This window comes from uncultured Bradyrhizobium sp. (assembly GCF_936928535.1).
In the GTDB taxonomy this organism is placed as follows: Bacteria; Pseudomonadota; Alphaproteobacteria; order Rhizobiales; family Xanthobacteraceae; genus Bradyrhizobium.
In genome coordinates this window covers 1-26,174 of record NZ_CAKZHY010000106.1, presented here as the reverse complement: position 1 = coordinate 26,174, position 26,174 = coordinate 1, and the positions used below count along the sequence as shown (strand labels likewise).

Below are 26,174 nucleotides of genomic sequence, written 5' to 3'. Positions count from 1 at the left end.
AAGCCGCGCCAGAAGCTGACGGCGGAGATCGTGTCCGGCGACGGTTCGCTGCAGCGCGTTTCGCTGCTCTGCCGCATCGATACGCTGGACGAGCTCGATTACTACCGGAACGGCGGCATTCTGCACTATGTGCTGCGCAAACTCGCGGCTTAAGCGCGAATTTGTGAACGGTGGCTCACCGCGACGTGAGTAGAAGGTTAAACGAAGGCGGCCTATCAAAAGGCCGCCTTCGTACGTTTTGCGGTATGTTTCAGATGGGCCCGTCCGGCAAAATCCTGCCCTGGATGATTGCTTGGACGGTTGGACGTACCGCGCCCGTAAGACTACGGTGACCATCAGGCGATAAGATCTTCCCTCAACGACCCACCTGTGTGACCTTCGACATGACTGACATGATGGCTTCTAATTTCGTTTCACGATGGTCCGGAGCATTCTGGTCGGGAGCACTCGGCATCTGCGCCATCGTCGCCGTCATCCGTCCCGCCCAGGCCGATCCCCGCGCCGTGGTCGAGCTCTTCACCTCCCAGGGCTGCTCCTCCTGCCCGCCTGCCGACAAGGTCATCGGCGATCTCGCGAAGGACCCCTCGATCATCGCGCTGAGCATGCCGATCGATTATTGGGATTATCTCGGCTGGAAGGACACGTTGGCAGATTCACGTTTCTCGGCGCGGCAACGCGCCTATTCGCGCATGCGCGGTGATCGCGAAGTCTATACGCCGCAGGTGGTGGTCAACGGCGCTGCGCATGTCATCGGCAGCGACCGCTCCGGCATCGAAAACGCAATCGACAAGACCGACATGGGCACCGGCGTCATGAGCGTACCGGTGACGATGTCGCTCGCGGGCAAGCAGATCAATGTGTCTGTTGCCGCGAGCAAGGAGCCGACGGTCTCGCATGGCGAGGTGTGGATCTGCTCGATCATGAAATCGGTGCCGATCGAGATCAGCCGCGGCGAGAACCGCGGGCAGCAGATCACCTACCACAATGTCGTACGCAACCTGCTCAAGGTCGGCGACTGGAATGGACGTCCGGAAAGCTGGACCGTGCCGATCGAAAATCTGACGTCGCGCGACGGCGTCGACGGCGCGGTGGTCTACGTCCAGGACGGCAGCCGCGAAAAGCCGGGTGCGATGCTCGGCGCGGCGTACACGTCGCTGCACTGAAGCGAACGCTTCGCATTTCTTCCGATACGCAACTACTCTAGCTCCTCATGGTGAGGAGAGAGAGCGTCGGCGTTGTTTGGAGAGAAAGTCGGTCGCGGCAGAAACATCCCGCCACAAACAAAAAAGGACCAACTCGCGTTGGCCCTCCTTGTCGCGCGTACAGACCCGATCCTGTTCGACCCCGGGGGGCTGGGGGCTGAGGAATCCGGAACCGAAAGGACCGGGTCAACGCACACACGTCTTTTCGCAATGCAGGGCGGCAGGCGGTGGGCGGAAAAGCGGCGATCCTGTGATTCCTGCTAACGATCCCGTGACGGTTTGCCGCTGAGAAGTTCCACCGTTGGGTGTGTCATGATTCGCAACCAGTTGGTGAACCCAGGTCCGCCGAGAAGCCCGCAAGAGCCCCTTGCGGCCGGGAACAGTTGGCGCAATCATGCAGGTGTCATGATCCGCGGCTCCGGGGACGGTCTTTGCGGACGTGGGTCATGCTGACGCGTTAAGGAGGCGCCCCATGAGTTTGACGTCGGAGGATGCCGATCCGAGCGAGCAGCGCGCAGTGGCGCGCCCCGCCGCTGCGAATGCCCAGCCCAGCCGGGTGACGTTCAACCGGCTCGAGCTGCACCGAATTCTCAATCTCTATGGCCGCATGGTCGCCGACGGCGAATGGCGCGACTATGCCATCGATTTCCTGAAGGACCGCGCGGTGTTCTCGGTCTACCGCCGCGCCTCCGAAGTGCCGATCTACCGCATCGAGAAGGATCCGCGTCTGGCCCGCAAGCAGGGCATGTACAGCGTGATCTCGGCGACCGGCCTGATCCTGCGCCGCGGCCACGAGCTCGAGCGCGTGCTGCTGGTGATCGATCGCAAGCTGGCGGTGGTGTGACGACCTTCTGTCGTCATTCCGGGGCGCGACGAAGTCGCGAACCCGGAATCTCGATCCGTATCGCTCGTTGGTCACTTCTAGATTCCGGGTTCGCGCTTCGCGCGCCCCGGAATGACTGGCGCCCTATTTCCCCGGCACCGTCTTCGCGCCTTCGCCAAGATCCCGCTGCATCATCACGGTATCCAGCCAGCGGCCGAATTTCAGGCCGACATTGGGATGCGTGCCGATCATCTTGAAGCCGCCGCGCGTATGCACGCCGACCGAGCCGGCATTGGCGGAATCGCCGATCACCGCGATCATCTGGCGGAAGCCGCGTCCCTCGCATTCGCTGATCAGCCGATCCAGCAGCAGCGAGCCGATGCCGCGGCGGTGGAAGGCGGGGTTGAGGTAGATCGAGTTCTCGACCGTGAAACGATAGGCGGGCCGCGGCCGGTAGGCGCCGGCATAGGCGTAGCCGGCAATGCTGCCGTCGACGATCGCGACGAAATAGGGATAGCCGCCGTCGACCAGCACGCGATAGCGGCGCGTCATCTCGGCAAGATCAGGCGGATCGAGCTCGAACGTCGCGGTGCCCTCGCGGACGGCCTGCTGGTAGATGGCGGTAATGGCGGGAAGGTCGGCCTCGGTCGCGGGCCTGATTTCTGGTGCGGACATGGAGGAAGATTAGAGCGTCCGCGCGGCGGCTGGAAGAGGCAACGCTGCTTCCCCACACACCGTCATTGCGAGGAGCCCTTGCGACGAAGCAATCCAGAAATGCGTCTGCGGAGGGACTCTGGATTGCTTCGCTAGGCTCGCAATGACGGTGTGTGTGGCGAAGACGGCCGGCCCCAAACAAAAACCCCGGCCTTGCGGCCGGGGTTCGTGTCCGTTCTCTCGTCTTGACGCTTAGTCGCGCTGGCCGAGGAGCTGCAGCAGCAGCGTGAACAGGTTGATGAAGTTCAAGTACAGCGACAGCGCACCGGAGATCGCCGCACGCTCGGCGATGTCACCGCCAGCCGAGGCGTAGCCGTAGATGTAGTCGTTCTTCAGTCGCTGCGTATCCCAGGCGGTGAGGCCCGCGAACACGAGAACGCCGACCACCGAGACGATGAACTGCAGCGCGGTGCTGGCCAGGAACAGGTTCACCAGGCTCGCGATGATGATGCCGATCAGGCCCATGAACAGGAACGAGCCCATGCCGCTCATGTCACGCTTGGTGGTGTAGCCGTAGAGGCTCAGCGCGCCGAAGGTCGCCGCGGTGATGAAGAACACGCGCACGATCGAGGTGTGCGTGTACACCAGGAAGATCGACGACAGCGAGATGCCCATCAGCGCCGAGAACACCCAGAACAGGATCTGGGCGGTCGAGGGAGCGAGGCGGTTGATGCCGGCCGAGATCACGAACACCATGGCGAGCGGCGCCAGCATGAACAGATATTTCAGCGGGCTCACGAACATCGCGTAGCCGAAGGGCGTCAGGAACAGCTTGCCGACACGGACGGCTTCCGGGGTCGGAACGTCGGTGACGGCAGCCATGTAGACACCGAGCGCGGCCAGGCCGGTGATGGCGAGGCCAATGCTCATGTAGTTGTAGATGCGCAGCATGTAGGCGCGCAGACCGGCGTCGACCGTCGCGGCGTCAACACGCCCGGCGGCCCGGCCGAAAGGAGAAGCGTAATTGCGGTCTAGGTCCGACATGGTCGAATTCCCGTTGGTTGGTCCGGTCCGGCATAGGGGTCGCCATGCCGCCGGTTCGTCAAATTCTATCTCGGATACCGATGCCTGCCGACATTAAATTTGGCTAACAATCGGGGCTCCGAACCCATCCGATATGTGGGAAACTAACACATTCACTGCAACGGTCCACGCGCGGCTGAATGTCGCCCTTGCCGCGCAATCCTGACGTGAGCCTGACAAGCAGACGTGGTTAATCGCGGGATTCGTGCGATTCCGGTCCCGCGCGGCCGGCCGCTACCTTTTGTCACAAATTCCGCAACACTGTGGCGGGCTTTTTGTTCAATGCCAGCAGCGTTCCGGCAAGGCCCAGTCCGACGGTGACAACCAGGGCGGCGGCAACCACGCCGGCCGCGCTTGCAGCCTGCCAGACGAAACTCAGTGTCATCAGCCGTGTCACGATCATCCAGGCCGCGACGCTGCCGGCGATCACGCCGAACACTGCGGTGGCGAGCCCGATGAGGAGATATTCGAGCGCATAGGCGCCGAGCAGCCGCAGCCGCGTCGCGCCCAGCGTCTTCAGGATCACCGCATCATAGACGCGGTGGCGATGGCCGGCGGCGAGGGCGCCGCCCAGCACCAGGATCGCGGAGATCAGCGTCACGGCGCTGGCGCCGCGGATCGCCAGCGCCAGATTGGTCACGACCGCGCCGACCGTCTCCATCACCTCGCGTACGCGCACGCTCGTCACCATCGGGTAAGCATCCGCGACCTGCTTGATGATCTTGCCGTCGCCGGTCGCATCACCGCCGGCTTCGGTCAACGTCGCGATGTGGGTGTGCGGCGCGCCCTTGAAGGCGTTCGGCGAGAACACCAGCACGAAATTGATGCCGAGCCCCTGCCAGTCGATGGTCCTGAGATTGCCGATCTTGGCCGGGATGTCGCGGCCGAGCACGTTGACGACGATCTCGTCGCCGAGCTTGAGGCCGAGCCCGTCGGCGATTTTCTTCTCCATCGAGACCAGCGGCGGGCCGGAATAGTCGGCGCCCCACCATTCGCCCTCGACGATCTTGGAACCCTTGGGCAGCTCGCCGGTATAGGTCAGGCCGCGGTCGCTTTGCAGCACCCATTCGGAATCGGTTGACGGCTTGAGGTCCTCGGCGCGCACGCCGCGGGCGGCGACGATGCGCCCGCGCAGCATCGGCACGTCCTCGACCTTCGCGCCCGGCGCGATCTGGCGGAGATAATCGTCGAAGGGAGCAGCCTGCGTGCTTGGGATGTCGATGAAGTAGAACGACGGCGCACGCTCGGGCAGCGCGGCGAGGAACTGCCGGCGCAGATTGCCGTCGATCTGGGTGATGGTGACGAGCACGGCGAGGCCAAGTCCCAGCGACAGCACGACCGAGGGCGTCAGCGCGCCCGGCCGGTGAATGTTGGCGATCGCGAGCCGCAGCATGGTGAACCGCGTACGCGGCAGCCGGCGTGCGATTGCCATCAGCAGCGCGGCGACGCCGCGCAGCACCGCGAACACGACGACGGAGGAGACCACGAATACCGCGGCGATGCGCTTGTCGAACGACAGTCCGATCACCACGGCAACCAGCAACGCAACGACGACAGCCATGAAGACGAGATAGCCGAGGCGCGGCCGGTGCCATTCGGCGGCGATGGTGTCGCGGAACAACGCGGCGACCGGCACGTCGTGCACGCGCCCGAGCGGCCACAGGCCGAAGGCGAGCGCGGTCAAAAGGCCATAGACGAAGGACAGCGCGAGCTCGTCGGCATGCACGGCCGGCACCACTGGCAGCGGCAACAGCTTGCCGAACAGGCCGACGATGGCGAACGGCATCGCTGCGCCCAGCGCGAGGCCAATTACCGAGCCGATCGCGGCGAGCAGGACGACTTGCGCGAGATAAATGCCGAACACGTCGCGCCCAGTGGCGCCGACGGCCTTGAAGGCAGCGATCACCTCGAGCCGGCGATCGATATGGCTCTTCACGGCATTGGCGACGCCGACGCCGCCGACCAGGAGCGCAGCGAGCCCCACCAGGGTCAGGAACTGCGTGAAGCGGCTGATATTGCGCTCGAGCTGCGGCGAGGCATTGGAGCGGCTGCGCACCTCCCAGCCGGCCTGCGGCGCGGCGTTGCGCGCGTCTGCGATGAACGCGTCGGTGGCGCGGTCGCTATTGGCCGTGTCAGGCAGCTTCACGCGATAGACCCAGCGCACCAGGCTGCCGGGCTGGATCAGGCCGGTGGCACGCAAGCCCGCTTCGCTGATCAGGAAGCGCGGACCAAAGCCGATGCCGCCGGCGAGCTTGTCAGGCTCGGCCTCGACGCTCGATCGGATCTGGAAGGTCGCCGAGCCGACGGTGACACGGTCACCGATCTTGAGCGACAGCCGCGCCAGCAATGTTGGATCGGCCGCGGCGCCGAACGCGCCGTCGCGCTCCGCGAGCAGGTCGGTCAGCGGCAGCTGCGGCGCCAGCGTCAACTGTCCGAGCATCGGATAGGTGTCGTCGACCGCCTTCATCTCGACCAGCGCCAGCTTGCCGTCGGCCGAGCGCGCCATGCCGCGCAGCGTGGAGGCGACGGAGACGGTGCCGCGCGAGCGCAGGAAGGCAACTTCCTCGGGCTTTGCCTCGCGCTGGAACAGCACGAAGGAAACGTCGCCGCCGAGCAGCGTGCGGCCTTCGCGCGCTAGGCCGTCGGAGAGGCTCGCCGAGACCGAGCCGACGCCAGCGATCGCCATCACGCCGAGCGCGATGCAGGCGATAAAGACGTAAAAGCCGCGCAGGCCTCCGCGCAATTCGCGCAAGGCATAGCGCAGCGACAGCGCGATGCCGTTCGGCTTCGCAAACGGTTCGACAGCGACGCTCATGCGTTGGTCGTCTGGGTGTCGATGCGGCCCGAACGCAGGCGGATCACGCGATCGCAGCGATGCGCGAGCGAGGAATCATGCGTGACCAGTACCAAGGTCATGCCGCGCTCGGCGTGCTTGGTGAAGAGCAGGTCGACGATCTGCTTGCCTGTCGCCTCGTCGAGATTGCCGGTCGGTTCATCGGCGACGAGAATGGCGGGATCGGGCGCCAGCGCGCGCGCGAGCGCCACGCGCTGCTGCTCGCCGCCGGAGAGCTGGGTCGGGTAATGATGCAGCCGATCACCGAGCCCGACCGATTGCAGCTCTTCGGCCGCGCGCTTGCTGGCATCAGGATTGCCGGCGAGTTCGAGCGGCACCGCGACATTCTCCAGCGCCGTCATGGTCGGGATCAGATGAAACGACTGGAAGACGATGCCGACCTGGCGGCCGCGGAAGCGTGCCAGCGCGTCCTCGTCGAGGGCATTGAAAGGCGTGCCATTGACCACCACCTCTCCACTATCAGGACGCTCCAGCCCCGCCATCACCATCAGCAGCGTGGATTTGCCCGAGCCTGACGGGCCGATCAGGCCGACCGTCTCGCCCGAGCCGACGCGCAAGCTGATATCCTTGAGGATGTGGACGCGTGCCGCCCCCGTGCCCAATGACAGATTGACGTTGGAGATGGCGATGGTGTCCGGCGCAGTGCCGGCGAGCGAAGAGGTTTCGATTCTGATGTCCATGGTCCGGTCATATGGCAAGTCCGCACGCGCGGTCGAGAGGCGTTACGGATTGTTCATGCACATAGCCGTGTTGATGCTCGCTTTGATGACGCTCGCCCAACCGGCCTGGGCAGACACGACAAAGCCGATCAAGCTTGTCGTTTTAGGCGACTCCTTGAGTGCCGGCCTTGGCCTTCCGGCCCAGGACGCGTTTCCCGCCAAACTTCAAAAATCCTTGCAAGCCAAAGGCATAGCGGTGGACATGACCAACGCGGGCGTGTCGGGCGACACCGCGTCCGGTGGCCGCGACCGGCTCGACTGGTCGGTGCCCGAGGGAACCGAGGGCGTGATCGTCGAGCTCGGCGCCAACGATGCGATGCGCGGCATCGACCCCGACTTGACGCGGGCGGCGCTGACCGACATCGTTCAGCGTCTCAAGGCGCGCAAGATCGCCGTGATGCTGTGTGGCATGCTGGCGCCGCCGAATTTCGGCGCGGACTATGGCGCGCGCTTCAATTCGATTTATCCGGATCTGGCGAAACAGTTCGACGTGCCGCTCTATCCGTTCTTCCTCGACGGTGTCGCGGCCGACGCCAAGCTCAACCAGGCCGACGGCATTCATCCGACCGCAGAAGGCGTCGACATCGTCGTCGACAAGATGCTGCCCACCGTGGAGGCATTCGTGCGCACGATCGGCGAGCAACGCCGTTGAAAAGCAGGCAATGCTAACCCTAACACCCAGGGTTTTCCCGGTGTAGCCTTGGCAACACTTCGCAGAGTCACACAACTGCGATAGGAATCAGAGTACCGGTGATTCGTCGCCGGCTCTAATTTGGATAGGGTCCTGCTCAGGGACTGTACCCAAGCATCGGGAGTACGAAACGATGCCGCGTTTGTTCACTGGTCTGGAAATTCCGGCCGAGATCGGCCAGTCGCTTTCCAACTTGCGAGGTGGCCTCCCCGGCGCCCGGTGGATCGATCCCGAGAATTATCACGTCACACTGCGCTTCATCGGCGATATCGATGGCGCCTCCGCCAACGAGATCGCATCGCTGTTGTTTCGCGTCGATCGCAAGCCCTTCGAAGTGAAGGTGCAGGGCTTGCAGAGTTTTGGCGGCCGCAAGCCGCGCGCGGTGGTCGCCACCATTGCACCGAGCAAACCGTTGATGGAATTGCAGGCGGAGCTCGAACGCATGATGCAGCGGATCGGCCTCGATCCGGAAGGGCGCAAATTCATTCCGCATGTCACGCTGGCCCGCCTTCACGACGCCACCGACCGCGACGTCGCCGACTATCTCTCCATCCGCGGCTACTTCCCGAGCAAGGCCTTCATGGCGGAGCGTTTCGTGCTGTTCTCCTCGCGCGCCTCGACCGGCGGCGGCCCCTATGTGGTCGAGGACGCCTACGAGCTGTGTGAGTGAGTTCTTTCTTCACCTCTCCCCGCTTGCGGGGAGAGGTCGGATTGCTCTTGCAATCCGGGTGAGGGGGTACAGGTCTCACTACGATCTCGGGTGTGGAGAGAGCCCCTCACCCTGACCGTCTCCCCGTAAGAACGGGGAGAGGGAAATCCGCATACCCCGTCCACCAATTGACGGCTTGCAATTTCCGCCGGTCTCTGGCGGTAAAGAGCGATGCTCTCCACCCAGAATTCCTCCTTCAGCGAAGTCTATCAGGCCCAGATCGCATCAGGCGCGATCGAGCCCGATGCTGCGCAGGCCGAGGTCGCCGAGGCCTATGCGGCGCTGGACCTGCGGCTTGCGAACTACAGCCCGAAGCGCAAGCAGGGTCTGCTCGCCCGCCTGTTCAGCAATGGCGACAAGGATGAAGCGCCGCGCGGGCTCTATGTCTATGGCGAGGTCGGCCGCGGCAAGACCATGCTGATGGACCTGTTCTTCCAGCACTCCGACGTCGAGCACAAGCGCCGCGCGCATTTCCACGAATTCATGGCCGACGTGCACGAGCGCATCTACGACTACCGCCAGAGCATCGCGCGCGGACAGATCCCTGACGGCGACGTCATCGCGCTGACCGCGCATGCGATCTTCGAGGAGAGCTGGCTGCTCTGCTTCGACGAATTCCATGTCACCGACATCGCGGATGCGATGATTCTGGGGCGGCTGTTCGCAAAGCTGTTCGAGCTCGGCACCGTCGTGGTCGCAACGTCCAACGTCGCGCCTGACGATCTCTACAAGGGTGGCCTGAACCGCGCGCTGTTCCTGCCCTTCATCAAGCAGATCACCGACCACATGGACGTCACGCGGCTCGATGCGCGCACCGACTTCCGGCTGGAAAAACTCCAGGGCGTGCCGATGTGGCTGACGCCGGCGGATGGCGATGCCGACGCCGCGCTCAATCGTGCCTGGGCAAAGATGACCGGCAACGCCAAGTGCAAGTCGCGCGACATCCAGATCAAGGGCCGTATCCTGCACGTGCCATGCTCGGCCCATGGCGTCGCGCGCTTCGGCTTCGCCGATCTCTGCGAGAAGCCGCTCGGGGCATCCGACTACCTCAGGCTGGCGCACGACTATCACACCATCCTGGTCGACCATATTCCAGTGATGGACCTCTCCCAGCGCAACGCCGCCAAGCGCTTCATCACGCTGATCGACACGCTCTATGACAATGCCGTGAAGCTGATGGCCTCGGCCGATGCCAATCCGATCTCGCTGTATCTCGCCCATGAGGGCACCGAGGCGATGGAGTTCAAGCGGACCTCCTCGCGCCTGATCGAGATGAGCTCGGAATCCTACCTGGCGCTGCCGCACGGCCGCAAGGATTCCACCGCCAGCGGCTCGACCAAGGGCTTGGTCGAGACTTAAGTCCTATTTGTCAGCGCTGTCATTCGCTAGCGTCGTCATTCCGGGGCGCGCGCGAGCGCGAACCCGGAATCTCGCGCTACAATTTCGAGATTTCGGGCTCGCCCGCGCGATGGCGCGGACGCCCCGGAATGACAGATCTGCGTTGCTGGCCGGAATCGCGGCAAGCCCGACAAATGGGCACCCACCGACTTGAACGGGGGAAGCGAAAGGGATAACCACCCTCTCAGTTTTCCCCTCCTCACGTGTCTAAAGGACAGGTTCACATGGCGCGCGACAAGATTGCTTTGATTGGCTCCGGTCAAATCGGCGGAACGCTGGCTCACCTCATCGGCCTGAAAGAACTGGGCGACGTCGTGATGTTCGACATCGCCGAGGGCGTGCCGCAGGGCAAGGCGCTCGACATCGCGCAATCCTCGCCGGTCGACGGTTTTGACGCGAACTACACCGGCGCCAACTCCTACGAAGCCCTCGACAACGCAAAAGTCTGCATCGTCACCGCCGGCGTGCCGCGCAAGCCCGGAATGAGCCGCGACGACCTCCTCTCCATCAACCTCAAGGTCATGGAGCAGGTCGGTGCCGGCATCAAGAAGTATGCCCCCGACGCGTTCGTCATCTGCATCACCAACCCGCTCGATGCGATGGTCTGGGCGCTGCAGAAGGCTTCCGGCCTGCCGCACAAGAAGGTCGTCGGCATGGCCGGCGTGCTGGATTCGTCACGCTTCCGCTACTTCCTGGCTGACGAATTCAACGTCTCCGTCGAAGACGTCACCGCCTTCGTGCTCGGCGGCCATGGCGACACCATGGTGCCGCTCGTGAAGTACTCCACCGTCGCCGGCATCCCGCTGCCCGACCTCGTCAAGATGGGCTGGACCTCGCAGGCGCGCCTCGACGAGATCGTCGACCGCACCCGCAACGGCGGCGCCGAGATCGTCAATCTGCTCAAGACCGGCTCGGCCTTCTACGCCCCGGCTGCCTCCGCCATCGCGATGGCCGAGAGCTATCTGCGTGACAAGAAGCGCGTGCTGCCCTGCGCCGCCTATCTCAATGGTGAATACAGCGTGAAGGACATGTATGTCGGCGTGCCCGTCGTGATCGGCTCCAAGGGCGTCGAGCGCGTCGTCGAGATCGAGCTCGCCGGCAAGGACCGCGAAGCCTTCGACAAGTCGGTCGGCGCGGTGCAGGGCCTGGTGGACGCCTGCAAGAAGATCGCCCCCGATCTTCTCGGCCGCTAAGGCGCAAACAATCCCGCCGAAGACCGAAAGCCGGTCTTCGGCGGTTTCATTTCCGGACCCCGATAGCCGGGAGGGGTCCCGGGTCCAGAATTTCGATGTCAAAGAATCCGGGTTGCAGTTCCTGTGGTATATGGTATGCCAGCCACAAGACTGAGGTGGGCCCATGGGGTCACCGCCCGCGGGTTCAGGGAGCGACCATATGAATATTCATGAATATCAGGCCAAGGCGCTGCTGGGTGAGTTCGGCGTACCGATCTCCAAGGGTGTCCCGGTGCTCAAGGCCACTGACGCGGAAGCCGCCGCCAAGGCGTTGCCGGGTCCGGTCTATGTGGTGAAGAGCCAGATCCATGCCGGCGGTCGCGGCAAGGGCAAGTTCAAGGAAGCCTCGGCCGGCGACAAGGGCGGTGTCCGCATCGCCAAGTCGGCCGCGGAGGTCTCCGAGTTCGCCAAGCAGATGCTCGGCGCGACGCTGGTGACCGTGCAGACCGGCCCGGCCGGCAAGCAGGTCAACCGCCTCTACATCGAGGACGGCTCCGACATCGACAAGGAGTTCTACCTCTCGATCCTGGTCGACCGCGAGACCTCGCGCGTCTCCTTCGTCGTCTCGACCGAAGGCGGCGTCAACATCGAGGACGTCGCGCACAACACGCCCGAGAAGATCGTGACCTTCTCCGTCGATCCCGCGACCGGAATCATGGGCCATCACGGCCGCACCGTCGCCAACGCGCTGAAACTGTCAGGTGATCTCGCCAAGCAGGCCGAGAAGCTCACCGCGCAGCTCTATGCGGCCTTCGTCGCCAAGGACATGTCGATGCTGGAGATCAACCCGCTGGTCGTGACCAAGCAGGGTCAGCTCCGCGTGCTCGATGCCAAGGTGTCGTTCGACGACAACGCGCTGTTCCGTCACCCCGAAGTGCTCGCGCTGCGCGACGAGACCGAGGAAGACGCCAAGGAGATCGAGGCGTCCAAGTACGACCTCAACTACGTCACCCTCGACGGCAATATCGGCTGCATGGTCAACGGCGCAGGCCTTGCCATGGCGACGATGGACATCATCAAGCTCTACGGCATGGCGCCGGCGAACTTCCTCGACGTCGGCGGCAGCGCCAGCAAGGAGAAGGTCGCGGCCGCGTTCAAGATCATCACCGCGGATCCCAACGTGAAGGGCATCCTGGTCAACATCTTCGGCGGCATCATGAAGTGCGACGTGATCGCCGAGGGCGTCACCGCCGCCGTGCGCGAGGTCGGTCTCAGCGTGCCGCTGGTGGTTCGCCTCGAAGGCACCAATGTCGAGCTCGGCAAGAAGATCATCCGTGAATCCGGCCTGAACGTGGTGCCGGCGGACAATCTCGACGACGCCGCGCAGAAGATCGTGAAGGCCGTCAAGGGAGGCTAAGGCCATGGCCCAGGACCATCTCTCCGCATCATCCCCACTTGCAGAGCATGCGCGTCTCGCCGCGTTCGCCGGCGAATGGAATGGTGAAGAGATGGTCTTTCCGTCGCGCTGGACGGAAGGCGGGCCGGCAACCTCGCGCACCGTTGCGCGCATGGACCTCAACGGGTTCTATCTGATCCAGGACTCGGTCCAGATCCGCGACGGCAAGCAGGCTTTCGCGACCCACGGCCTTTTCACGTATGACCGCGACGACCGGACCTACAAATTGTTCTGGTACGACTCGCTCGGTTACACGCCGCCCTCGCCCGCCTCCGGCGGGTGGGTCGGCAATACCCTGACACTGGTGCGCGGCTCGCTCCGCGGCAATGCGCGCCACGTCTACGAGATCATCGACGACACCTCCTACTCGTTGAAGATTCAGTTCTCGCCGGATGCGGAAGGCTGGGCCGACGTGCTCACCGGCGTCTACCGCCGCATCCACTGACCCTCTCACTCCGTTAGTTTCGCGAAAGCAGACCTCATGTCCATCCTGATCGACAAGAACACCAAGGTCATCTGCCAGGGCTTCACCGGCAAGAACGGCACCTTCCATTCCGAGGCTGCGATTGCTTACGGCACCAAGATGGTCGGCGGCACCTCGCCCGGCAAAGGCGGTTCGGCCCATCTGAACCTGCCGGTGTTCGACACCGTGCGCGAGGCGCGTGAGAAGACCGGCGCCGACGCCTCGGTGATCTACGTGCCGCCGCCGGGCGCGGCCGACGCGATCTGCGAAGCCATCGACGCCGAAATCCCGCTGATCGTCTGCATCACCGAAGGCATTCCCGTCATCGACATGGTGCGCGTGAAGCGCTCGCTCGCCGGCTCCAAGTCGCGCCTGATCGGGCCGAACTGCCCGGGTGTCATGACCGCCGGCGAGTGCAAGATCGGCATCATGCCCGCCAACATCTTCAAGACCGGGTCGGTCGGCATCGTCTCCCGCTCGGGCACGCTGACCTATGAGGCCGTGTTCCAGACCTCCCAGGAAGGCCTGGGCCAGACCACCGCGGTCGGCATCGGCGGCGATCCGGTCAAGGGCACCGAGTTCATCGACGTCCTCGAAATGCTCCTCGCCGACCCCAAGACCGAGTCGATCATCATGATCGGCGAGATCGGCGGGTCCGCCGAGGAAGACGCCGCCCAGTTCCTCAAGGACGAGGCCAAGCGCGGCCGCAAGAAGCCGATGGTCGGTTTCATCGCCGGCGTGACCGCACCTCCCGGCCGCCGCATGGGCCATGCCGGCGCTATCATTTCGGGCGGCAAGGGCGACGCCGGTTCCAAGACCGACGCGATGAAATCCGCAGGGATTACAGTGTCTCCGTCGCCGGCGCGCCTCGGCCACACGCTTGCCGAAAAGTTGAAAGGCTAATTCACTCCTTCGTGCTTTTCCGGGCGAAGTTTCGCAGCAAATAGGGTAAAGGGTGCCTGTCGCGTCGAGCCTCTGCCGGGGCGCTCGACGCCAGCGCCGTTTGTTATGCGCGAACCGAAATCGCCAGGAACTCAAGTATGTCTCGCCAGGACGCGAACGCAGCCTTTGCCCTGTCATCATTTTTGCAGGGCACCAACGCCAGCTACATCGACGAAATCTACGCCCGCTACGAGAAGGATCCGTCCTCGGTCGACGCCGAGTGGCAGGAGTTCTTTAGGAGCCTCAACGACCAGCCATCGGACGTCCGTAAGAACGCCGAAGGCCCGTCCTGGGAGCGCGATAACTGGCCGCTGACCCCGAAGGACGACCTGACCTCCGCGCTCGACGGCAATTGGGCCGAAGTCGAGAAGGCGGTCGCCACCAAGATCGCCGCCAAGGCGCAGGCCAAGGGGACCGACATCTCCTCCGCCGACCTGCTCCAGGCCACGCGCGACTCGGTCCGTGCGTTGATGCTGATCCGCTCCTACCGCATGCGTGGCCACTTCCACGCCAAGCTCGATCCGCTCGGCATCGAGGCCCCGCGCAATCGCGAAGAGCTCGACCCGCGCACCTACGGCTTCAGCGAAGCCGATTTTGACCGCAAGATCTTCCTCGATCATGTGCTCGGCCTCGAATACGGCAGCCTGCGTGAGATCACCGCGATCTGCGAGCGCACCTACTGCCAGACGCTCGGCGTCGAGTTCATGCACATCAGCAATGCCGCGCAGAAGGCCTGGATCCAGGAGCGCATCGAGGGTCCGGACAAGGAAATCTCCTTCACCCGCGAAGGCCGCAGAGCCATCCTGATGAAGCTGGTCGAGGCCGAAGGCTTCGAGAAATTCTGCGACACCAAGTTCACCGGCACCAAGCGCTTCGGCCTCGACGGCGCCGAATCGCTGATCCCCGCGCTCGAACAGATCATCAAGCGCGGCGGCAATCTCGGCGTGAAGGAAATCGTGCTGGGCATGCCGCATCGCGGCCGCCTCAACGTGCTGACGCAGGTGATGGGCAAGGCCCATCGCGCGCTGTTCCACGAGTTCAAGGGCGGCTCGGCCAACCCGGACGCGGTCGAAGGCTCCGGCGACGTCAAGTACCACCTCGGCGCCTCCTCGGACCGCGAGTTCGACGGTAACCGCATCCATCTGTCGCTGACCGCCAATCCTTCGCATCTCGAGATCGTCGATCCCGTCGTGCTCGGCAAGGTGCGTGCGAAGCAGGACCAGCACGGCGATCCGCCGGACCAGCGTATCTCGGTGATGCCGCTGCTCATGCATGGCGACGCGGCGTTCGCGGGCCAGGGCGTGGTCGCGGAATGCTTCGGTCTGTCGGACCTGAAGGGCTACCGCACCGGCGGCTCCGTGCACTTCATCGTCAACAACCAGATCGGCTTCACCACCTATCCGCGTTACTCGCGTTCTTCGCCCTATCCGTCTGATGTGGCGAAGATGATCGACGCGCCGATCTTCCACGTGAACGGCGACGATCCGGAAGCGGTGGTGTTCGCGGCGAAGGTCGCGACCGAATTCCGGCAGAAATTCCACAAGCCTGTCGTCATCGACATGTTCTGCTACCGCAGGCATGGCCATAACGAGGGCGACGAGCCGGCGTTCACCCAGCCGGTGATGTACAAGAAAATCGCGGCGCATCCGTCCACGCTCGAGCTCTACGCCCGCCGCCTGATCAGCGAAGGCGTGCTGACCGAGGGCGAAGTCGAGAAGGCCAAGGCCGACTGGCGCGCGCGGCTCGATGCCGAGCTCGAAGCCGGCTCGGGCTATAAGCCCAACAAGGCCGACTGGCTCGACGGCAAATGGGCCGGCTTCAAGATCGCCGATCAGGAAGAGGACGCGCGCCGCGGCGTCACCGGCGTCGACATCACCGCGCTGAAGGATATCGGCCGCAAGATCACCAAGGTGCCCGACGGTTTCCGCGTTCACCGCACCATCCAGCGTTTCCTGGAAAATCGCGCCAAGGCGATCGACGGCGGCAACGGCATCGACTGGGCGACCGGCGAGGCGCTGGCGTTCTGCACACTGCTTGCCGAAAATCATCACGTCCGCCTGTCCGGACAGGATTCGGAGCGCGGCACCTTCTCGCAGCGTCACTCGGTCCTGATCGACCAGGAGGACGAGAGCCGCTACACGCCGTTCAACCATCTCGGCAGCGAGCAAGGCCATTACGAGGTCATCAACTCGCTGCTGTCGGAAGAAGCCGTGCTCGGCTTCGAATACGGCTATTCTCTCGCCGAGCCGAACACGCTGACCCTCTGGGAAGCCCAGTTCGGCGACTTCGCCAACGGTGCGCAGGTCGTGTTCGACCAGTTCATCTCCTCGGGTGAACGCAAATGGCTGCGCATGTCCGGTCTGGTCTGCCTCTTGCCGCACGGCTATGAAGGCCAGGGTCCGGAGCACTCCTCGGCGCGTCTCGAGCGTTACCTGCAGATGTGCGCGGAAGACAACATGCAGGTGGTCTACCCGACCACGCCGGCGAACTACTTCCACGTGCTGCGCCGTCAGCTGCATCGCGAGATCCGCAAGCCGCTGATCATGATGACGCCGAAGTCGCTGCTGCGTCACAAGCGCGCCGTCTCGCGTCTCGAGGAGCTGGCGAAGGGAACGACCTTCCACCGCATCCTGTACGATGACGCCCAGATGCTGCCGAACGAGCCGATCAAGCTCGTTTCGGACGAGAAGATCCGCCGCATCGTGCTGTGCTCGGGCAAGGTCTATTACGACCTGTACGAAGAGCGCGAGAAGCGCGGCATCGACGACATCTACCTGATGCGCGTCGAGCAGCTCTATCCGGTTCCGCTGAAGGCGCTGGTGGCCGAGCTGTCCCGCTTCAAGAAGGCCGAAGTGATCTGGTGCCAGGAAGAGCCGCGCAACATGGGTGCCTGGCACTTCATCGAGCCCTATCTGGAATGGGTGCTGAACCAGGTGAACGGCGCGAGCCGGCGTCCGCGTTATGTCGGCCGCGCCGCTTCCGCCGCGACCGCCACTGGTCTGATGTCCAAGCATCAGGCGCAGCTGAAGGCATTCCTGGACGAAGCATTGAGCTGAGACGTTTTTAAAGACGGTGTCATGCCCCGCGAAAGCGGGGCATCCAGTACTCCGCAGTGCCTGTGCTTGCCACGGACGTCACGGCGTACTGGATCGCCCGCCCCAGTGCGCAAGCGCGCACAAGGCGGGCAATGACGTGTGAATTCCTGCCCGCGACCGCGATCCCCTTGAGGAAAAGACCATGACTGAAATTCGTGTGCCGACGCTCGGCGAATCCGTCACCGAGGCCACCATCGGCCGCTGGTTCAAGAAGGCTGGCGACCCGGTCGCCGTCGACGAGCCCTTGGTGGAGCTCGAGACCGACAAGGTCACCATCGAGGTCCCGGCTCCATCTGCCGGGACGCTGAGCGAGATCATCGCTGCCGATGGTGCGACCGTTGCGGTCGGCGCGCTGCTCGGCCAGATCACCGACGGTGCCGGTGCTGCGAAGCCTGCTGCTGCGCCGGCCCCTGCTGCTGCTGCTCCCGCGGCGGCCCCGACCGCAAAGGCGCCGCCGGCCGATGCGCCGCTGGCCCCGTCCGTGCGCAAGATTTCGGCCGAGAGCGGCATCGACGCTTCGACCGTTCCAGGTTCCGGCAAGGATGGCCGCGTCACCAAGGGCGACATGCTCGCCGCGATCGAGCGCGCGGCCTCAGCGCCGACCCCGGTCAACCAGCCCGCCGCCGCCGTGCAGGTCCGCGCGCCGTCGCCGGCCGATGACGCCGCCCGCGAAGAGCGCGTCAAGATGACCCGCCTGCGCCAGACCATCGCGCGCCGCCTCAAGGACGTGCAGAACACCGCGGCCATGCTCACGACCTTCAACGAGGTTGACATGACCAACGTGATGGCGCTGCGCGCTCACTACAAGGACGCGTTCGAGAAGAAGCACGGCTCCAAGCTCGGCTTCATGGGCTTCTTCACCAAGGCCGTCGTGCAGGCGCTGAAGGACATCCCGGCCGTCAACGCCGAGATCGACGGCACCGATCTGATCTACAAGAACTACTACCACATCGGCGTCGCCGTCGGCACGGACAAGGGTCTCGTCGTGCCCGTCGTGCGCGACTGCGACCACAAGTCGATCGCCGACATCGAGAAGGGCATCGCCGATTTCGGTCGCCGCGCCCGTGACGGCCAGCTCAAGATCGACGAGATGCAGGGCGGCACCTTCACCATCACCAACGGCGGCATCTACGGCTCGCTGATGTCGACGCCGATCCTGAACGCGCCGCAGTCCGGCATCCTCGGCATGCACAAGATCCAGGATCGCCCGATGGTCGTCGGCGGCAAGATCGAGGTCCGTCCGATGATGTATCTGGCGCTGTCCTACGATCACCGCGTGATCGACGGCAAGGAAGCCGTCACCTTCCTGGTTCGCGTCAAGGAGAGCCTGGAAGATCCGGCGCGTTTGGTGCTCGATCTCTGATCGTTGATGCTTTGCGAGCGCCGTCGCGATAGTAGCGACGGCGCTGTCGAACCATGGAGGCTGATGTGACGGACAAGGTCGTTGTCATCACCGGCGGCAGTCGCGGCATTGGTCGCGCCACCGCGCTTGCTGCGGCCGCGCGCGGCTACCGCGTCGTCGTCGGCTATGCCAGCAACAAGGCGGCGGCCGATGAGGTCGTTGCGCAGATCGAAGCCGGTAACGGCAAGGCGATCGCGGTGAAGTGCGACGTCGCCGAGGAGCGCGACATCATCGACCTGTTCAAGGAAGCCGACAAGTTCGGCACGCTCGCGGCGCTCGTCAACAATGGCGGCATCGTCGGCAAGAGCGGGGTGCGCGTCGACGAGATGTCGGCCGAGCGCATCCAGCGCGTGCTGGCGGTCAACGTCACCGGCTCGATCCTCTGCGCGCGCGAAGCGGTGAAGCGGATGTCGACCAAGCATGGCGGCAAGGGCGGCGTCATCGTCAATCTGTCATCGGTTGCTGCCAAGCTCGGCGCGCCCAATACCTATGTCGATTACGCCGCGTCCAAGGGTGCGATCGATTCCTTCACCACCGGCCTCGGCTATGAGGTCGCGGGCGAAGGCATTCGCGTCGCGGGTATTCGTCCCGGCCTGATCGACACTGAAATCCACGCCTCCGGCGGTGAGCCCGATCGGCATCATCGTCTCGCCCATATGGTGCCGATGAAGCGCGTCGGCACATCAGACGAAATTGCCAACGCCATCGTCTGGCTGATGTCGGACGAGGCCTCCTACGTGACCGCAGCCACTCTCGATGTGTCCGGCGGACGCTGACGCGCCGCGCGGACGCTGACGCATCCTCACAACGCTAAACCTACGGGACTTTCTCTCATGGCTACCTACGATCTCGTCGTCATCGGCACCGGACCTGGCGGTTATGTCTGCGCGGTGCGCGCCAGCCAGCTCGGCATGAAAGTCGCCGTGGTCGAAAAGAACGCCACGCTCGGCGGCACCTGCCTCAATGTCGGCTGCATGCCCTCGAAGGCGCTGCTGCACGCCTCCGAGATGTTCGAGGAAGCCGGGCACTCCTTCGCCAAGATGGGCGTGTCGGTCTCCGCGCCGAAGCTCGAGCTTCCCGCGATGATGAACTTCAAGCAGCAGGGCATCGACGGCAACGTCAAGGGCGTCGAGTTCCTGATGAAGAAGAACAAAGTCGACGTGCTCAAGGGCACCGGCAAGATTATCAGTACCGGCAAGGTCGAAGTTTCCGCCGATGGCAAGTCGCAGGTGATCGAGACCAAGAACATCGTGATCGCCACCGGCTCCGACATCGCGCGCCTCAAGGGCATCGAGATCGACGAGAAGCGCATCGTGTCCTCGACCGGCGCGCTGTCGCTGGACAAGGTGCCCGGCAAGCTGCTCATCGTCGGCGCCGGCGTGATCGGCCTCGAGCTCGGCTCGGTGTGGAAGCGCTTAGGGGCCGACGTCGTCGTCGTCGAATTCCTCGACCGCATCCTGCCCGGCATGGACGGCGAGATCGCCAAGCAATTCCAGCGCATCCTCGAGAAGCAGGGCTTTGCGTTCAAGCTCGGCGCCAAGGTCACTGCGGTCGACACCTCGGGCAAGACGCTGAAGGCGACGATCGAGCCCGCCGCCGGCGGCGCTACCGAGACGCTGGAGGCCGATGTCGTGCTCGTCTGCATCGGCCGCGTGCCCTACACCGATGGTCTCGGCCTGAAGGAAGCCGGCGTTGCCCTCGATGCGCGCGGCCGCGTGCAGATCGATCCGCATTTCGCCACCAGCCTGAAGGGCGTCTATGCCATCGGCGACGTCGTCGCCGGTCCCATGCTCGCGCACAAGGCCGAGGATGAAGGCGTGGCGGTCGCGGAGATCATCGCAGGGCAGGCCGGCCACGTGAACTACGACGTTATCCCAGGCGTCGTGTATACCACTCCGGAAGTGTCCGCCGTCGGCAAGACCGAGGACGAGCTGAAGCAGGCCGGAATCGCCTATACCGTCGGGAAGTTTCCCTTTACCGCCAACGGCCGCTCCAAGGTCAACCAGACGACTGACGGCTTCGTGAAGATTCTCGCAGATGCGAAGTCCGACCGCGTGCTCGGCGTCCACATCATTGGCATTGAAGCCGGCGAAATGATCCATGAGGCCTGCGTTCTCATGGAATTTGGTGGCAGTGCGGAAGATCTCGCTCGCACCTGCCACGCGCATCCGACCCGCTCGGAGGCCGTCAAGGAAGCCGCGCTTGCAGTCGGCAAGCGGGCCATCCATATGTAGGCGACGCCCAGGGCCGAATCGGGCGGGACATCACATGCTGCGCCGCCTTCTTCAACCGGTCTGGGTCCTGCTGGCGATCATCTTCCTGATCGAAGCCTGGCTGTGGGACCATTGTGAGCCCATCGTCGCGCGGGTGGTCGCGCTGATTCCGCTCGCCCGCGTCAAGCAATGGCTGGCCGACCGCGTCGATGCGTTGTCGCCGGCGATGACGCTGATCGTGTTCGTGGTGCCGATCATCCCGCTGTTTCCGCTCAAGCTGATCGGCCTGTGGCTGCTCACCCATGAATACTGGCTGACCGGCGTCTCCACCTTCCTGTTCGCCAAGATGCTGGGCGTCGGCGTCACCGCCTTCGTGTTCGACGTCACGCGCGACAAGCTGCTGGAGATGCACTGGTTCGAGCGGCTCTACGAGTGGGTGCTGCGGTTGCGCGCCAAGGCGACCGAGATCGTCGAGCCGGTCAAGCAGCGCATCCGCGAGCTGGTCAAGGGCAACGGCGAAGGCTGGTCCTCGCGCACGCTCCGTCTGATTCAGCGCTTCCGCAAGAGCGTGCACGAGGCGCGGTGAGCGGTGAGCCTATCTCCGTCACCCCCGCGCAACGGCGAAGCCGTTGTCGCTGGAGGTGGCCGCTTCTTCAGCGGCCCTCGAAGGGCGACGGCCCGGCTGCATCTCGGCCGTTCATCCTTCGAGGCTCCCTGCGCGATGCTACGCATCCCGCCGCTCGCACCTCAGGATGACGGGTCTGATACACGCGCCCCTACCCCGCCTTCGCCGTCACGATCCAGATGGCACCCGGTAGCGCCACACTCTGCCCCTTCAGGAACGGCGCGAGGGTCTCTCGGATCGACGCCTTGGCGGCCGTCACCGTCTCCTGCGGATGGCCTTGTAGCGCGCGGCTGGCGGGGCCGATTTGCAAGGAGCCGTCGACGGCAGCGTCGAGCCCGCCGCCGATGGCGATGTCCATCGGCAGATTATGCGGCTCCATCGCGACATCTGCGAAACCGGCGCCCTTGAGGATGCGCATCACGCGCTCCTCGGAAGCAAACGCGAACGGGCCCGGCTCCTCCGGCCCGACCGGCGGCATCTTCGGCACGTGCTTGTAGACCGCCATCAGCGGCGCCATCATCCACGGATTTTCCTTGGGCTCGCGCCAGCAGACGAAAGCGAGCCGCCCAGTCGGCTTCAGCGCACGACGGAGATTGGTGAAGGACACGATGGGATCAGCAAAGAACATCACGCCGAAGCGCGAGGCCAAAAGATCGAAGCTATCAGGCTCGAACCGATGCACCGTCGCATCCGCCAGCACGAAATCGAGCGGTAGTCCTTTCGGCGCAGACGCGCGCGCCTGCGACAGCATCGGCTCGGACACATCGAGACCAAGCGCAAAGCCATCGGGCGCGACGGCTTTCGCGAATGCAAAGGTCGTTGCCCCCGAGCCGCAGCCGACATCGAGCACGCGCTCGCCCGGCTTCGGCCTGGCGCGGTCGATCAGCACGTCGGCAATGGGTCCGAGCAGGCTCTCCTGCGCGCTGTGGCGATCGGCCCAGCGCTGCCCGCTCGGGCCGTTCCAATAGGCGATCTGGTCGGCGTTCTGCTCGTGTCCGCTGGGCTGTTGCATGGGGGCCTCTGTCATTTTATCGGCGGGGTCATACCACGACAGCTGCCGATCAGGCGGTCAAATGAGCGCGGTTTATGACGCGGCCGCCTCTTGCTCGGAGCCCCGCTGGAGCGCTAAAGAGGCGCCGTGGGGCGGTTAGCTCAGCTGGTTAGAGCATCTCGTTTACACCGAGAGGGTCCGCGGTTCGAATCCGTGACCGCCCACCAGCCTTTCTCGCTTCGCGAGCTTCGGCGAGGCAGGCCAGCCAGGAACTTCATTGACGCGAAGCGAGTGAAGGCTGCCGCGCCGAAGCCGTTAGGCGAAGGCGGGCTTTAGCCACGGACTACGGCTTCGCAAGTCCCCCTCAATCCCCCGGCCGGCCCGGCAGCAGCGGCACCGCATCAATCCAGACTGCAGCCGACTGGCACCAGATCTGCCTCACCGGGCGCAATGTGTCGCGCTGACGGATGCTCCCCCAGCGGATGCCCCAATCGTCGGCCTGGTCGCCCTCGCCGCTGGTGAACAGCGGGGAACCGCAATCGGCGCAAAAATGCTGGAAGCGCATCCGGCCGTTGTCGCCGCGCTTGCCGTAGATCTTGGGCGTGCCGCCGGTGAGCTTGACGTCGGCCTTGGTGCAGATCGCGGTGACCCGGAACGGCGATCCGGTGAGCTCCTGGCAGTCGCGGCAATGGCAGACCGAGACCACATCAGGGTCGATTTCCGCTTCAAAGGTGATCTTGCCGCAATGACAGTGACCATCGACCTGCATCGCCATCCCCCTTCCCCAAAACAAAAACGGCGCCCGAAGGCGCCGTTTTATCATCTTTTCGGATTGCGATCTCAGTGAGCGGTCAGGCCGCCGGCGGCTTCGTCGCCGTCCGGCTTCACCGTCACCTTGGTGTCCTCTTCCCAGACGATCGGCACGGGCTTCTTCACCAGCGCCTTGGCGATGACGTCGTCCAGACGGGAGACCGGGATGATCTCCATGCCGCCCTTGATCGCATCGGAAATCTCCGTGAGATCCTTGGCGTTGTCCTCGGGGATCAGCACCGTCTTGATGCCGCCGCGGGCGGCAGCCAGCAGCTTTTCCTTGAGGCCGCCGATCGGCAGCACGCGGCCGCGCAGCGTGATCTCGCCGGTCATCGCGACATCGTGGCGGACCGGGATGCCGGTCATGACCGAGATGATCGCGGTGGCCATCGCCACGCCCGCCGACGGACCGTCCTTCGGCGTTGCGCCCTCGGGCACGTGCACGTGGATGTCGCGCCGGTCGAACAGCGGCGGCTCGATGCCGTAGGTGATCGCGCGGGAGCGGACGTAGGACGCCGCCGCCGAGATCGATTCCTTCATCACATCGCGCAAATTGCCCGTGACCGTCATCTTGCCCTTGCCGGGCATCATGACGCCTTCGATGGTCAGCAGCTCGCCGCCGACATCGGTCCAGGCAAGGCCGGTGACGATGCCGACCTGCGGCTCGCTCTCGATCTCGCCGAAGCGGTACTTCGGCACGCCGAGCAACTCTTCCAGAGTTTTCTCGGTGACCTTGACCGACTTCTTCTTGGAGATCATCAGCTCCTTCACCGCCTTGCGGGCGAGTGTGGAGAGCTCACGCTCCAGATTACGCACGCCCGCTTCGCGGGTGTAGCGGCGGATCAGAAGCAGCAACGCGTCGTCATCGATCGAGAACTCCTTGGAGTCCAGGCCATGCTTGGACACCGCGTTCGGGATCAGGTGCTTGCGCGCGATCTCGACCTTCTCGTTCTCAGTGTAACCCGCGATCCGGATGATCTCCATGCGGTCCATCAGCGGGCCGGGAATATTGAGCGTATTCGCGGTCGTGATGAACATGACGTTCGACAGATCGTAGTCGACCTCCAGATAGTGGTCGGCAAACGTCCCGTTCTGCTCGGGGTCGAGGACCTCGAGCAAGGCCGAGGACGGATCGCCGCGGAAATCGGCGCCCATCTTGTCGATCTCGTCCAGCAGGAACAGCGGATTGGACGACTTCGCCTTCCGCATCGACTGGATGATCTTGCCGGGCATCGAGCCGATATAGGTGCGGCGGTGACCGCGGATCTCGGCCTCGTCACGCACGCCGCCGAGCGACACGCGCACGAACTCGCGCCCCGTGGCCTTCGCGATCGACTTGCCGAGCGAAGTCTTGCCGACGCCGGGAGGACCGACGAGGCACAGGATCGGGCCCGTCAGCTTGTTGGCGCGCGACTGCACCGCGAGATACTCGACGATACGTTCCTTGACCTTCTCCAGACCATAGTGATCGGAGTCCAGGATGGCCTGTGCGGCCTCCAGATCCTTCTTCACCTTGGACTTCTTGTTCCACGGAATCGACAGCAGCCAATCCAGATAGTTGCGCACGACGGTCGCTTCCGCGGACATCGGCGACATCTGGCGCAGCTTCTTCAATTCATGCTGCGCCTTCTCGCGCGCTTCCTTGGAGAGCTTGGTCTTGGCGATCTTCTCTTCGAGATCGGCGAGCTCGTCGCGACCATCGTCGTCGCCGAGCTCCTTCTGGATCGCCTTCATCTGCTCGTTGAGATAATACTCGCGCTGGGTCTTCTCCATTTGCCGTTTGACCCGAGAACGAATCCGCTTCTCGACCTGCAGCACCGAGATCTCGCTCTCCATCAGGCCCAGCACCTTCTCCAGGCGCGTGGTGACGGACAGCGTCTCGAGGATGCCCTGCCGATCCGCGATCTTGACCGCGAGATGCGAGGCGACGGTGTCGGCGAGCTTGGCGAAATCGGTGATCGCCTGCACGACGCCGACGACCTCGGCCGAGATCTTCTTGTTGAGCTTCACATAGCTCTCGAAGTCCGACACGACGGAGCGCGACAAAGCCTCGGCTTCGACCGACTTCGCATCGGTGTCGGCGAGCGCAATTGCGGTGGCTTCATAATAGTCGGCGCGATCGGTGTATTTCTGCACGCGCGCACGCTCGAGCCCTTCGACCAGCACCTTCACGGTGCCGTCAGGGAGCTTCAAGAGCTGCAGCACGCTGGCAAGCGTACCGGTCTCGTAAATGGCATCGGGTGCCGGATCATCGTCGGACGCGTTCTTCTGCGTCGCGAGCATGATCAGCGCGTCGTTCTTCATCACTTCTTCGAGCGCGCGGATCGATTTCTCGCGACCTACGAAGAGTGGAACGATCATGTGCGGGAAGACGACGATATCGCGCAGCGGCAACACGGGATAAGCGTGCGTTTCGCCATGGACGATGGTTGGCCGGGGTTTTGGATTAGTCATGGCCTTTTCCTTTTGCTTTGCCCCCTCGCACGCAGCCCGCATCTGGTGCGCAACCGCCACAAGGTGCCGAATTGATCCACAAAACCGGTCTACCTTTCGTAGGTTGGACCGGGCTTGCCGGATCGAAACTGAGGCGAATCCTGAACAGAATTCTCGCTCGCCGCCGACATTAGGTGGCTATCGACCGGGGGGGTGTCAAGTCGTTGAAAAACACGCGCCATCAGGCGCTTACGCACGTGGGTAAGCGACGCAATTCCGGCTGCGGGGAGATGTCCGCAGCCGCTACTGTCAAAGACGTTGGAGCGTTCCAGCGCCGCAAATCAGGCGCTGGCGTTCTCGACCGCGCGATCTGTCCGATCGGCATAGATGTAGAGCGGACGCGCCGTGCCTTCCACAACTTCGCGGGAAATCACGACTT

Annotated in this window: 21 protein-coding genes and 1 tRNA gene; 15 read left to right on the top strand and 7 right to left on the bottom strand. The window is 64.0% G+C overall.

The genetic code is table 11. The features are described from left to right. The first annotated feature begins 383 nt into the window (after window positions 1–383). Together Q0687_RS22775 and Q0687_RS22770 are read left to right on the top strand one after the other, a co-directional pair. Complete coding sequence (locus tag Q0687_RS22775) at window positions 384–1,163, top strand: DUF1223 domain-containing protein (protein ID WP_298881650.1); 780 nt, start codon at window positions 384–386, stop codon at window positions 1,161–1,163. A gap of 511 nt (window positions 1,164–1,674) precedes the next feature. Continuing rightward, entirely contained in the window at window positions 1,675–2,046 is a 372-nt protein-coding gene (locus Q0687_RS22770; protein WP_298881648.1) for a DUF2794 domain-containing protein, read from the top strand. Between the two features lie 123 nt (window positions 2,047–2,169). Here the strand turns inward: Q0687_RS22770 and Q0687_RS22765 are convergent, their stop codons facing one another. The 4 genes from Q0687_RS22765 to Q0687_RS22750 all read right to left on the bottom strand — a co-directional run bounded on the left by Q0687_RS22765 (window position 2,170) and on the right by Q0687_RS22750 (window position 7,296). Then, the gene (locus Q0687_RS22765; protein ID WP_298881646.1) at window positions 2,170–2,700 is read right to left on the bottom strand and encodes a GNAT family N-acetyltransferase; all 531 of its coding nucleotides are present in this window, start codon (window positions 2,698–2,700) and stop codon (window positions 2,170–2,172) included. A 231-nt stretch (window positions 2,701–2,931) separates the two neighbouring features. Continuing rightward, a complete protein-coding gene (locus Q0687_RS22760) occupies window positions 2,932–3,723 on the bottom strand; it encodes a Bax inhibitor-1/YccA family protein (RefSeq protein ID WP_234684314.1) in 792 nt (263 codons plus the stop codon). Between the two features lie 283 nt (window positions 3,724–4,006). Beyond that, window positions 4,007–6,577: an FtsX-like permease family protein gene (locus Q0687_RS22755; protein WP_298881637.1), complete on the bottom strand. Its 2,571-nt coding sequence runs from the start codon at window positions 6,575–6,577 to the stop codon at window positions 4,007–4,009. Beyond that, window positions 6,574–7,296, bottom strand: a complete 723-nt coding sequence (locus tag Q0687_RS22750; protein ID WP_298881635.1) for an ABC transporter ATP-binding protein — start codon at window positions 7,294–7,296, stop codon at window positions 6,574–6,576. Before Q0687_RS22750 ends, Q0687_RS22755 begins: the two co-directional genes overlap by 4 nt. 55 nt (window positions 7,297–7,351) lie before the next feature. On the opposite strand from Q0687_RS22750, the gene Q0687_RS22745 reads away from it, so the two are divergent. From Q0687_RS22745 to Q0687_RS22690, 12 genes are all read left to right on the top strand, one after another. After that, entirely contained in the window at window positions 7,352–7,987 is a 636-nt protein-coding gene (locus Q0687_RS22745) for an arylesterase (protein WP_298881632.1), read from the top strand. Between the two features lie 172 nt (window positions 7,988–8,159). Next, complete coding sequence (gene thpR / locus Q0687_RS22740) at window positions 8,160–8,696, top strand: RNA 2',3'-cyclic phosphodiesterase (RefSeq protein WP_298881630.1); 537 nt, start codon at window positions 8,160–8,162, stop codon at window positions 8,694–8,696. Window positions 8,697–8,906: 210 nt separating this feature from the next. Further along, entirely contained in the window at window positions 8,907–10,094 is a 1,188-nt protein-coding gene (gene zapE / locus Q0687_RS22735; RefSeq protein ID WP_298881627.1) for a cell division protein ZapE, read from the top strand. A 263-nt stretch (window positions 10,095–10,357) separates the two neighbouring features. Then, the gene (gene mdh, locus Q0687_RS22730; protein WP_298881624.1) at window positions 10,358–11,326 is read left to right on the top strand and encodes a malate dehydrogenase; all 969 of its coding nucleotides are present in this window, start codon (window positions 10,358–10,360) and stop codon (window positions 11,324–11,326) included. A 199-nt stretch (window positions 11,327–11,525) separates the two neighbouring features. After that, window positions 11,526–12,722: an ADP-forming succinate--CoA ligase subunit beta gene (gene sucC / locus Q0687_RS22725; RefSeq protein ID WP_298881621.1), complete on the top strand. Its 1,197-nt coding sequence runs from the start codon at window positions 11,526–11,528 to the stop codon at window positions 12,720–12,722. A gap of 4 nt (window positions 12,723–12,726) precedes the next feature. After that, on the top strand, window positions 12,727–13,206 hold the full coding sequence (locus Q0687_RS22720; protein WP_298881618.1) for a DUF1579 family protein: 480 nt from the start codon (window positions 12,727–12,729) through the stop codon (window positions 13,204–13,206). Between the two features lie 36 nt (window positions 13,207–13,242). Further along, window positions 13,243–14,127, top strand: a complete 885-nt coding sequence (sucD, locus tag Q0687_RS22715) for a succinate--CoA ligase subunit alpha (RefSeq protein WP_298881615.1) — start codon at window positions 13,243–13,245, stop codon at window positions 14,125–14,127. Between the two features lie 137 nt (window positions 14,128–14,264). After that, window positions 14,265–17,222 carry a 2-oxoglutarate dehydrogenase E1 component gene (locus Q0687_RS22710; protein ID WP_298881613.1) on the top strand — a complete coding sequence of 986 codons (2,958 nt, stop codon included), beginning with the start codon at window positions 14,265–14,267 and terminating at the stop codon, window positions 17,220–17,222. A gap of 181 nt (window positions 17,223–17,403) precedes the next feature. Then, entirely contained in the window at window positions 17,404–18,624 is a 1,221-nt protein-coding gene (gene odhB, locus Q0687_RS22705) for a 2-oxoglutarate dehydrogenase complex dihydrolipoyllysine-residue succinyltransferase (RefSeq protein WP_298881611.1), read from the top strand. A gap of 53 nt (window positions 18,625–18,677) precedes the next feature. Then, entirely contained in the window at window positions 18,678–19,439 is a 762-nt protein-coding gene (locus Q0687_RS22700) for an SDR family oxidoreductase (RefSeq protein WP_298881608.1), read from the top strand. Window positions 19,440–19,496: 57 nt separating this feature from the next. Next, window positions 19,497–20,897, top strand: a complete 1,401-nt coding sequence (gene lpdA / locus Q0687_RS22695) for a dihydrolipoyl dehydrogenase (RefSeq protein ID WP_298881605.1) — start codon at window positions 19,497–19,499, stop codon at window positions 20,895–20,897. A gap of 34 nt (window positions 20,898–20,931) precedes the next feature. After that, window positions 20,932–21,462 carry a hypothetical protein gene (locus tag Q0687_RS22690; RefSeq protein ID WP_298881602.1) on the top strand — a complete coding sequence of 177 codons (531 nt, stop codon included), beginning with the start codon at window positions 20,932–20,934 and terminating at the stop codon, window positions 21,460–21,462. Between the two features lie 190 nt (window positions 21,463–21,652). Here the strand turns inward: Q0687_RS22690 and Q0687_RS22685 are convergent, their stop codons facing one another. Continuing rightward, on the bottom strand, window positions 21,653–22,513 hold the full coding sequence (locus Q0687_RS22685; RefSeq protein WP_298881598.1) for a methyltransferase domain-containing protein: 861 nt from the start codon (window positions 22,511–22,513) through the stop codon (window positions 21,653–21,655). 129 nt (window positions 22,514–22,642) lie between these two features. Between Q0687_RS22685 and Q0687_RS22680 the strand changes: the two genes are divergently transcribed. Next, window positions 22,643–22,719, top strand: a tRNA-Val gene (locus Q0687_RS22680). Between the two features lie 137 nt (window positions 22,720–22,856). Here Q0687_RS22680 and Q0687_RS22675 read toward each other — a convergent pair. Together Q0687_RS22675 and lon are read right to left on the bottom strand one after the other, a co-directional pair. Beyond that, window positions 22,857–23,261: a GFA family protein gene (locus Q0687_RS22675; protein ID WP_298881652.1), complete on the bottom strand. Its 405-nt coding sequence runs from the start codon at window positions 23,259–23,261 to the stop codon at window positions 22,857–22,859. 71 nt (window positions 23,262–23,332) lie between these two features. Next, window positions 23,333–25,756, bottom strand: coding sequence for an endopeptidase La (lon, locus tag Q0687_RS22670; protein WP_298881597.1), 2,424 nt, complete (start codon window positions 25,754–25,756; stop codon window positions 23,333–23,335). Window positions 25,757–26,174: the final 418 nt, after the last annotated feature.